We start from the raw sequence: 9080 nt of genomic DNA, 5'->3' as shown, positions 1-9080 counted from the left end.
ACATAAAGAGAGTGATATCGGACGATAATATAGACGAAATACTATTCGTGGAGTTATTTCTAATTTTTAATATAAATCGTTAATTAAAGCTAAAAATAAAGTGTAAAAAAATGTGTAGTGAATATAAATGCTTCGCAAAATTTAAAATAAAGCATAACGGATGATTATGCTAAATTAATTTAGTTTACTAAGATTTATTCTGGATTATTTAAAAAATAATTTTGTTGAGTGAGGTATTGCACAAACTTTAGATAGTTTTCGTGTGAATCAAACGCTCGTTTTGGGAAAATAAAGGCGCTAGTTCTATCAATAAATAGATAATGTGTGTCTCCATTTTGTTTTATAAAACCCATTGAATTCCAATTGTAGTGCCATAAACCATAAGCACTCTCAATGTGTAATCCATTCTCATCTGCCGTGAATGTTTTTGTGCAGAAAGTCGAGCTATCCGCATCAGGAATCGCTTTGTTCAATGTTTTAAACAAACGTATTGCAAAGATGGCATAAAGTAATATCGCCATCAGAACAGAGACAATGAATTGCCCCATATTAAGCTCGATATCAAAATGTTGGAGTAAGGTGAATACCCCTCCCATGATGGCAAAGAAAGCCAAATAGAGCAGAGTATAAGTGAGTAAGCTGCGGGTTTTGGGTAAAAAGTAGTTATTTTTATGGCAGTAGCGGCTAAAGGCGATAAACTCTTGGCGTGATAATGCAACTGTGACGGATAGCGACATGCTGTATAACTCAATAAAAGGTTAAAAGAATAGTGGCTATTATTCCGATAGCAATGCAATTTGGCTATCAGATAATGGTTAAAGAAAGGGAAACATTGAATAACAAAAAGCCAACCGAAAAGGCTGGCTTGAGTGAGAATTTGGTCGGCACGAGAGGATTTGAACCTCCGACCCCGGACACCCCATGACCGTGCGCTACCAAGCTGCGCTACGTGCCGATTAATGAATGCATGCCTTTACAACAAGGGCTTTAGGTAAAAATATACTACCCAAAACATTGACGAAATCAAGAGCAAACTCATATGACTGATTGAAATTTAAGCGCTAATTTTCATTGAAGCGTTTAAGTTCAGTAAAGATTTTCAGTAGCTCAGCAAGGTCTGGTTTGTCGTCAGTTTGCTCGTTACCTTGTGGGTCATAGATATTAAATTGCCCATTATGATCCATATACATGGTAGCGCTGTTGGTGGTAATGACGACATCGCTTTTATCGCCGGTGATCACCCACGGATAAGTGCGCTGCGCACTGAAGAGATCTTCACCTTGGCTGTAATCATCAGATGGGTTATTGACATGTAACACCCGCTGCATGAGGGTGGTCATTACATCTTGATGACTAGTTAGCTTATCAATTTGTTGCGCTGGAGTATTAGGCCAGTAGATAAATAACGGAACTTGCATACTGTCGCGGTTAAAGTGTTTTTTATTCACCCAGTCAGTATCTTGCGAACCGTTACTGTTGTAGTTTGCCGTGATCACCACAATGGTATTATTCAGCTTGTTCTGGCTCTTCAACGTCTCAATGACTTGACTGATTTGGCTATCCGTTTGATTACTTCCCGGCGCTCCCTTGATATTTAAGAAGGAGAACCAAGGAGAGCCATGCTTCACGTTATCTAGCCATAAATTCCACTGTGCAATAGTTTGTTTGTCATTGTCCGCTGCTTTTGTCGGCAAGGAGTAGTCAGACAAAATCGCTTGTCGGAATAATGGTGAGCTAAATCCATCAGTGGAGAATAAACCAAACTGATAGCCTTGATGCTGTAAAGCTTCAATCAGTACAGAAGGGTGGCGACCATTGAGAATGTTATCAATATAACTTGATGAGATACCGTAGAACAGCCCAAATAGGGCGGTGTCATTGCGTAACCCAGAAGTATAGTGATTGGTAAATTGGGAGCTGATATTTTTAAACTCTTTCAATGAGTTCATTTGGTTTTGCTGAGAAACATTACCTAAATCATCAACAACCAATAACAGTAAATTGTAACCCGTACCTTGGTCTTGGTAGCTAAGCGGCTTCAATGGATACTGAAGTTTCAGTGCAGTTGGGCTACCTTGCTGGAATACACGATTTTGATGTGCAGTTAGGTCGAGTAGACCATATTTATCAAGTAGCTTACGCGCTGTCATTGGTTGAGACAGCGGGTAATTATAGCGTTGCATCGTGATTGGGCGATAAAAATTGGCATCCGCCCACGCATACATTAAATGTGACATCACAAATGTTGCGATGAATAGACCTGCCAGCGGGCGCCCAAATGTTTGTCGGCTTAAGCTGCGTAGTTTTTGCCAGCTCCAGGTCGCAAATAGCATCTCAACCAGAAAAATAATGGGGATGCTGATGAACATCAATTGCCATTCGCGCGCCATTTCACCCTTGGCAGGGTTAATGACTAAATCCCATACCTGCGGGGTAAGGTGAAGACCAAATTGGCTAAAGACGCGAATATCAAAGAGTAATAAGGTAAGTCCCGCGGTGGCTAGCGCCACACAGATAACCCTCAACAATCGTTGGGACATAACGATAAAGGTCAGCGGAAAGATGATTAGCAAGTAAGTGGCGAACACCACAAAACTGAAATGACCCAACCAACTGACGAAGGCATAAGCGCGACCAGCGAAGGTATCTGGCCAGTCAAAAATAAACAGATAGCTGCTACTTAGCAAAAGGCAAAGTAGTATATTAAAAAGTGCAAACCAATGCCCCCAACCAATCATGTTGGAGACTTTATCACGGTAGCGCTGATGGGTGACCATGCTGTTTATTTATCAACCAAATTAGTGTGATTTATCTTCTTGTACAGAAGAAAGTAATGCATTGGCAAAGGACTCTGCAATCATTTTACGCTGAGCAGGGGCGACAGACGTATTCAGCAGATTGGTAACCATGTTACCGAGTACCATTAATGATAGATCAACGGGAGTATGGTTTTTTTCTAACACACTAACAAGGTCAGACAGTAAACCTTCAACTTTTTCATCACTATAGCGAGATGATTGTGGCATAAATTATGGCATCCTAAATTAATGAAAGCTCCATATGATAGCCCATTGTGGGTGACTTTTCTTCTTTCTTTAAACAAATTTTCGTTTAATTGATAATAATGTTTATTTAGATCACCGAAGTGGATAATAGTTCGCCACAAAAGTAATAAAAAAATGGCGGTTAACGGTTTCAGTTGCAGACAAATACTAACAGTGTTTGAATACGCGACATTATTTCTGCTAGCGAAAGGAGCCAACAATGAGTCTGGAAATTACCCAGATAGCGTTACACCAGTTGATTAAACGAGATGAGCAGACCTTAGAAGTCATGTTGCGTGATTCGTTATTGACGACAGACAATGTTGTGCAAGACATGATGGCAGAATTACATCGTGTATACAGTGCAAAAAGTAAGGCGTTTGGTGAGTTCAATGAAGAGAGTGAACTGGCTGAAGCGTTAACGTTACTGCGTAAGGGTGAAGAAGAGTTTTTAGGCTTTAGCCGCGCAATGACCGTACGTTTAAAAGATGAGCTGGCAAAATACCCGTTTGCTGAAGGCGGAATCGTTCTCTTCTGCCAATATCGTTACTTGGCAGTGGAATATCTCCTTATCGCTGTTCTGAATAGTTGCGACAGCATGTTTGTGACGGAATCCCTCGATTTGGGGACGACTCACTACTTAGATATTCCCCATGCGGATATTGTGGCGCGTATTGATTTGACTGAATGGGAAACCAATCCTGAATCGAAGCGTTATCTGACTTTCCTTAAAGGGCGAGTGGGGCGTAAAGTATCTGATTTCTTTATGGACTTTTTAGCTGCGTCTGAAGGTTTGAATGCGAAGGTACAGAATAAAGGGTTAGTCCAAGCATTGGATGATTTTTGTGATAATGCGCAAATGGATAAAAACACTCGCCAAGCCTATCGCCAGCAAGTTCACAGCTATTGCAGTGAGCAACTGCAATCAGGCGAAGAGATTGAGCTGAAGGAACTCTCAAAAGAGTTACCAATGGTGGAAGAGCAAAGCTTTGAAGATTTTACTCGCCAAAATGATTATCAACTGGAAGAGAGTTTTCCTGCTGATCGCGGTACGTTGAAGCAATTAACGAAATTTTCAGGCAGTGGTGGGGGTATTACGATTAGCTTTGACGCGATGTTAATGGGAGAACGTATTTTCTGGGATCCCGTGACGGACACATTGACTATCCGTGGTACACCGCCGAATCTGCGTGACCAGTTGCAACGTCGCGGTAATAAATAGTGAATGATGGATTCACTATCGAAATTTTTATGTTAGAAATCGTATGTTTGAAATAAATAACGCCGCAATTGCGGCGTTATTTACTCGGCGTCCCGAAAAAACTTTAAAGCTCGGCTATGGGCTTAATTAAGCGCGCAGGAAGTCAATGTGCGTCACTTTTGGCTTAAATGGGTGACGTTGAACAGCCTGAACTTTTACTTTAGTTTCTTTACCATCGATAACCAGAGTCAGAACTTCGTAAAATTCTGCTTTGCTTTCTTGGTTAATGATTTCATCGTGGTTCAGAGTAACAGAGATAGCTTCTTGGTTGCCACCGTAAACGATAGCTGGCAGTTGGTTAGCTCTGCGCAGGCGGCGGCTCGCACCCTTACCCTGCTCTTTACGTTCAATTGCATTGATAGTTAACATTACAATTTCTCTATAAAAGAAAAAATAAAAATCCTGCTACAGGCGACCCAGCAGCAGGTTCGAGATTTGGCCCTGTAACATCATTTCGCTAAGCGAGACATACAAAGGCGGGCGGCATTTTAACGAAAAAACGGTCAGCGGGCAATCATTAAGATCATTATCTTTCTGACTTGGCATGATTTATTCATCATTAATCGCGTCTTTTCTGCTTATCTTAACGATGCAGCAAGACGGAAACGCCCCTGATAATCAAAGATTTTCTCTCTAATCTCCCAGTAGTTTTCTTTTTTTCGCGCAACAATAAATTGTGGGTAACGTAATAAAGCTTGTTGTGAAATAATGTCGTTTGCATTATTCCAATGGAAAGGAACACCTGGGGCTCGATGATGTTCTCGCAAGAATCGGAATTCAAATGCGCGTTTTTGAGCTGGAGTGGTGAGTCGAAAGCGCTCAGACACCGACGTACCATCTTCATCATAGTAGGCAATTTTAAGCCATTCGCCTTTTGCATCCGAGCCTGACGTGAGTTCCATTCCCCCGCAGCGTAAGATTAGCGCATCTTTGAGTCGTAATGCGGCTTTAAGCATATCATCGGGGTCAGTAAGCACTTCTTGGCATTTATGGCAACGTCGTGCGGCAATGTCATTTTCAGCGCCACAATGGGGGCATTGCTTAAATCGAAAGCGGAACTCACATTGTTGTTTTCGTCCATGCTCATCTTCTTCCCACCCTTGGCAGCGACGCCCGTAGTGCTCGACAATTTGACCATCAGCGGTGCATTTCCCCCAAAAAACATTGGCAAACTGACACAGTGGACAGAAAACTTGGACTGGAACACTGGTGGAGTTGGGTTTGCTGCTACCCACTTCGGGGCGAAAGAGGTCGTGAGGATTTCCGGCATAGTCCAGAATTAGGCACTGTTTTTTTCCTTCACTCAAACGTAAGCCACGTCCAACGATTTGCTGATATAAGCTGACAGACTCTGTCGGGCGTAAGATGGCAATTACGTCTACGTGTGGCGCATCAAAACCAGTGGTCAGTACTGAAACGTTGACAAGATAATGTAATTGCTTGTTTTTAAATTGCTGAATGATGCTTTGGCGCTCGAGGGATGGTGTATCCGCGGTGACTAATGCCGCAGTATCTTGAGGTAAATAACTGAGGATCTCTTTAGCATGTTCAACCGTAGCGGCAAAAATCATGCAACCTTGTAATGGCGTTGCATACTCAATAATCTGCGCCACAATTTTTGGTGTAATGCGCTGCTGTTTTTTGAGGGATAAATTGAGTTCTTGCTCACTAAAAATTCCTGATTGGTTAACCGATACCTGACTAAAATCATATTGTAGCACTGGCATATCTAAGCGTTCAGGGGGAACCAAAAATTGGTTTTTGATCATGTAATGCAGCGGTAATTCATAGATACAATCACGGAAAAAACAGTGTTCATCACCTTTAACCATTCCGTGGTAGTGGTATTGGTAAATCCACCCATGGCCAAGGCGATAGGGCGTCGCGGTCAAGCCCAAAATGCGTAGTGCAGAGTTATGCTTTTGTAAGCTTAGGATAATTTGTTGATACTGACTTTCTTCGTTTAAGCTGATGCGATGACATTCATCGATGATCACCAAGGAGAATTTGTCGTCAAAGTGTTCAAGGTTACGCGCTACCGATTGTACGCTCCCAAAGACCACTTTACTGTGGGATTCCTTGCGATTGAGACCTGCTGCGAAGATATCTGCCTCTAGACCATAAGTCAGATATTTGGCGTGGTTTTGCTCAACTAACTCTTTGACATGCGCTAAAACTAATACGCGCCCACGAGCCAGCCTCGCTAATTCTGCGATCACTAAGCTTTTTCCTGCCCCTGTCGGGAGCACAATTACCGCTGGAGTAGTATGACGTCGGAAGTGCTGGATCGTCGCGTCAACGGCTTCTTGTTGGTAAGGGCGTAAAGTAAAACGGGATGAAGCTGTAGGCATATGAGTTAGTTTTTTCAAAAAAGTCAGATTATTAATGTTAAATTTAAGTTAAATCCGTGGCTAGGTCTAAATTTAAACGTTCCCTTTGCTGCGCTATCACTTGTAACAGGTTATTGGTATAATAAATTATGTGATAGTAATCACAGCAATCCATCTTTCTATCTTATGACAGCGCGGTGCTATTGTACCTCTCGCTGACATTCCATCAAGTTAAGAGAATCTATGCGACTGGATAAATTTTTGTCCCAGCAACTTGGGATAAGCCGGAGTTTGGTGGCGCGTGAGCTACGTGCCGGTAATGTCATGGTTGACGATGAAGTTGTAAAATCAGGTTCAATGCAGGTGGGTCTTGATAATGAAGTTGCCTATGATGGCAATGTGTTAGTGCAAGTCACAGGACCTCGCTATTTTATGCTCAATAAGCCTGAAGGCTATGTTTGCTCTACTGATGACCCAACGCACCCAACAATTCTCTATTTTATTGATGAGCCCGTCGCCCAAAAACTGCATGCAGCAGGTCGCTTGGATATTGATACGACAGGGTTAGTGTTATTAACGGATGACGGGCAATGGTCTCACCGCATTACCTCGCCAAAACATCATTGTGAGAAAACCTACCGAGTTCAACTGAGTGAAGATATTACCGACGATGTCGCTATTCAATTTGAACAAGGCGTCATGTTAAATGGTGAGAAATCACTCACGAAACCTGCTCAATTGGAGATTATTTCTCCACGTGACGTCCGGCTGACAATCAGTGAAGGGCGCTATCATCAAGTTAAGCGGATGTTTGCGGCCGTCGGAAATCATGTGTGTGGTTTGCATCGTGAGCGAGTCGGGGAAATTCGTTTAGATGAGCAGCTAGAGCCAGGGGAATATCGCCCACTGACGGAAGCAGAGATTGAGAGTATTACGGTTCCCCGTTAATGATGTCATAGCAGGAGTTAATAAGTGCAACAACAGCGTTCATCCTATTTGGGGCTGATTTTAATTTTAGGTTTGCTATCAATGCTAATGCCATTAGCGATTGATATGTATTTACCGAGTTTCCCTGCAATGACAGGTTACTTTAATGTAGATGAAGGGCGCATTCAGATGACCCTAAACAGCTACATTTTTGGTTTTGCAATTGGTCAGCTTTTTTATGGTCCGATGGCGGACAGTCTAGGACGTAAACCCGTAATTTTAGGTGGGGTGATTGTCTTTGCATTAGCCTCGGCGGCTTGTGCAGTTGCGGAATCGATCGATACATTTATCTGGTTGCGTTTCCTTCATGGATTTGCGGCAGCCGCAGCCAGCGTCGTGATCAACGCATTAATGCGCGACATGTTTACTAAAGATGAATTCTCCAGAAGCATGTCTTTCGTCGTATTGGTGATGACAATTGCACCGTTGATGGCACCTATCATGGGCGGCGAAATGATGCGCTGGTTCTCATGGCATGCCATTTTCTGGAGTATTGCAATTGCGGCTGTTATCGCTGTGGTGCTAGTCAGTTTATTTATCCGAGAAACACTACCCGTTGAAAGGCGACAAAAATTCCATATCGGAACCACATTACGCCAATTTGCGACGTTATTCAGAGCCCGCCAAGTGTTGTTCTATATTTTGGCCAGCTCATTTTCGTTTTCCGGTATGTTTTCTTTCTTGAATGCGGGGTCATTTGTCTATATCGACCTTAACGGAGTATCGCCTCAACATTTTGGCTATTACTTTGGCATCAATATTGTCTTCTTATTTATTATGACGACGATTAACGGCAAATTTGTAAGGCAATTTGGCGCTGAGCGAATGTTGTATTTCGGGATTATTGTTCAGTTCGTTATGGGAATATGGTTATTAACGACGACAGCATTGGGTATGGATTTCTGGACATTAGTGATCGGCGTCGCGATTTATGTGAGTGGGATTGCCATGATCACCTCAAACTCGATGGCAGTGATCCTCGATAATTATCCTCATATTGCAGGAACAGTGTCTTCACTTGCCGGCACAATTCGTTTTTCTATTGGTGCATTGGTGGGGACTTTGTTATCAATGATTCCTGCTAAAAATGCATGGCCGATGGTAGGCTCGATGGTAGGTTGTGTGGCTCTCTCCATGTTATTTGTGCTTTTAGCGAAAAGAGCAAAATAACATCTCCAATAGAATCAGTTTCAAGGATGAAGCTGATAAACTCATTAGTTTCCCTCAATTATTTATATCATGCTGATTTATCTCACCAATATATTATTCATAATACCTATGGATTAACCTACTCAACACTTCGATAAAATCGATTAATTTCATAATGAAATTAAAGTATTTATCAAAAAATGATCCATATCAATTATCTTAAGTGGAATGTTTGTTAAATTTCTGTTTTCGGTGAAAGGTGGAACTCATTATCTAATGATCCGAAATAAGGTTATATGAGCTTAAAAA

Annotated in this window: 8 protein-coding genes and 1 tRNA gene; 3 read left to right on the top strand and 6 right to left on the bottom strand. The window is 42.1% G+C overall.

Annotated elements, in window-relative coordinates; genetic code table 11:
* Positions 1–194: 194 nt before the first annotated feature.
* The 4 genes from JK188_RS14910 to JK188_RS14895 all read right to left on the bottom strand — a co-directional run bounded on the left by JK188_RS14910 (position 195) and on the right by JK188_RS14895 (position 3026).
* The gene (locus JK188_RS14910; protein ID WP_211885976.1) at positions 195–737 is read right to left on the bottom strand and encodes a YcxB family protein; all 543 of its coding nucleotides are present in this window, start codon (positions 735–737) and stop codon (positions 195–197) included.
* 141 nt (positions 738–878) lie between these two features.
* Positions 879–955: transfer RNA gene (locus tag JK188_RS14905), tRNA-Pro, on the bottom strand.
* Between the two features lie 106 nt (positions 956–1061).
* Positions 1062–2777 (bottom strand): LPS biosynthesis-modulating metalloenzyme YejM, encoded by a 1716-nt coding sequence (gene yejM / locus JK188_RS14900; RefSeq protein WP_211885974.1) that lies wholly within the window; start codon positions 2775–2777, stop codon positions 1062–1064.
* A 21-nt stretch (positions 2778–2798) separates the two neighbouring features.
* Positions 2799–3026, bottom strand: a complete 228-nt coding sequence (locus JK188_RS14895) for a YejL family protein (RefSeq protein WP_108477939.1) — start codon at positions 3024–3026, stop codon at positions 2799–2801.
* Positions 3027–3264: 238 nt separating this feature from the next.
* Here JK188_RS14895 and yejK point away from each other — a divergent pair, with 238 nt between their 5' ends.
* Entirely contained in the window at positions 3265–4266 is a 1002-nt protein-coding gene (gene yejK, locus JK188_RS14890; RefSeq protein ID WP_108477940.1) for a nucleoid-associated protein YejK, read from the top strand.
* Positions 4267–4392: 126 nt separating this feature from the next.
* On the opposite strand, the gene rplY is transcribed toward yejK, so the two are convergent.
* Positions 4393–4674 (bottom strand): 50S ribosomal protein L25, encoded by a 282-nt coding sequence (gene rplY / locus JK188_RS14885; RefSeq protein ID WP_006660420.1) that lies wholly within the window; start codon positions 4672–4674, stop codon positions 4393–4395.
* Positions 4675–4883: 209 nt separating this feature from the next.
* Positions 4884–6656 (bottom strand): DEAD/DEAH box helicase, encoded by a 1773-nt coding sequence (locus tag JK188_RS14880; protein WP_211885972.1) that lies wholly within the window; start codon positions 6654–6656, stop codon positions 4884–4886.
* Positions 6657–6878: 222 nt separating this feature from the next.
* Between JK188_RS14880 and rsuA the strand changes: the two genes are divergently transcribed.
* The gene (gene rsuA / locus JK188_RS14875) at positions 6879–7583 is read left to right on the top strand and encodes a 16S rRNA pseudouridine(516) synthase RsuA (protein ID WP_036953000.1); all 705 of its coding nucleotides are present in this window, start codon (positions 6879–6881) and stop codon (positions 7581–7583) included.
* 24 nt (positions 7584–7607) lie between these two features.
* Entirely contained in the window at positions 7608–8792 is a 1185-nt protein-coding gene (locus JK188_RS14870; RefSeq protein ID WP_036953002.1) for a Bcr/CflA family multidrug efflux MFS transporter, read from the top strand.
* Positions 8793–9080 lie beyond the last annotated feature (288 nt).

Source organism: Providencia sp. JGM181, assembly GCF_018257375.1.
Taxonomy (GTDB): domain Bacteria; phylum Pseudomonadota; class Gammaproteobacteria; order Enterobacterales; family Enterobacteriaceae; genus Providencia; species Providencia lanzhouensis.
This window is presented reverse-complemented; position numbering and strand designations above follow the sequence as displayed.

Excerpts from the sequence above, each read along its gene's own strand:
- JK188_RS14910 (WP_211885976.1), bottom strand. The coding sequence starts at position 737 with ATGTCGCTATCCGTCACAGTTGCATTATCACGCCAAGAGTTTATCGCC.
- yejM (WP_211885974.1), bottom strand. The coding sequence starts at position 2,777 with ATGGTCACCCATCAGCGCTACCGTGATAAAGTCTCCAACATGATTGGT.
- JK188_RS14895 (WP_108477939.1), bottom strand. The coding sequence starts at position 3,026 with ATGCCACAATCATCTCGCTATAGTGATGAAAAAGTTGAAGGTTTACTG.
- yejK (WP_108477940.1), top strand. The coding sequence starts at position 3,265 with ATGAGTCTGGAAATTACCCAGATAGCGTTACACCAGTTGATTAAACGA.
- rplY (WP_006660420.1), bottom strand. The coding sequence starts at position 4,674 with ATGTTAACTATCAATGCAATTGAACGTAAAGAGCAGGGTAAGGGTGCG.
- JK188_RS14880 (WP_211885972.1), bottom strand. The coding sequence starts at position 6,656 with ATGCCTACAGCTTCATCCCGTTTTACTTTACGCCCTTACCAACAAGAA.
- rsuA (WP_036953000.1), top strand. The coding sequence starts at position 6,879 with ATGCGACTGGATAAATTTTTGTCCCAGCAACTTGGGATAAGCCGGAGT.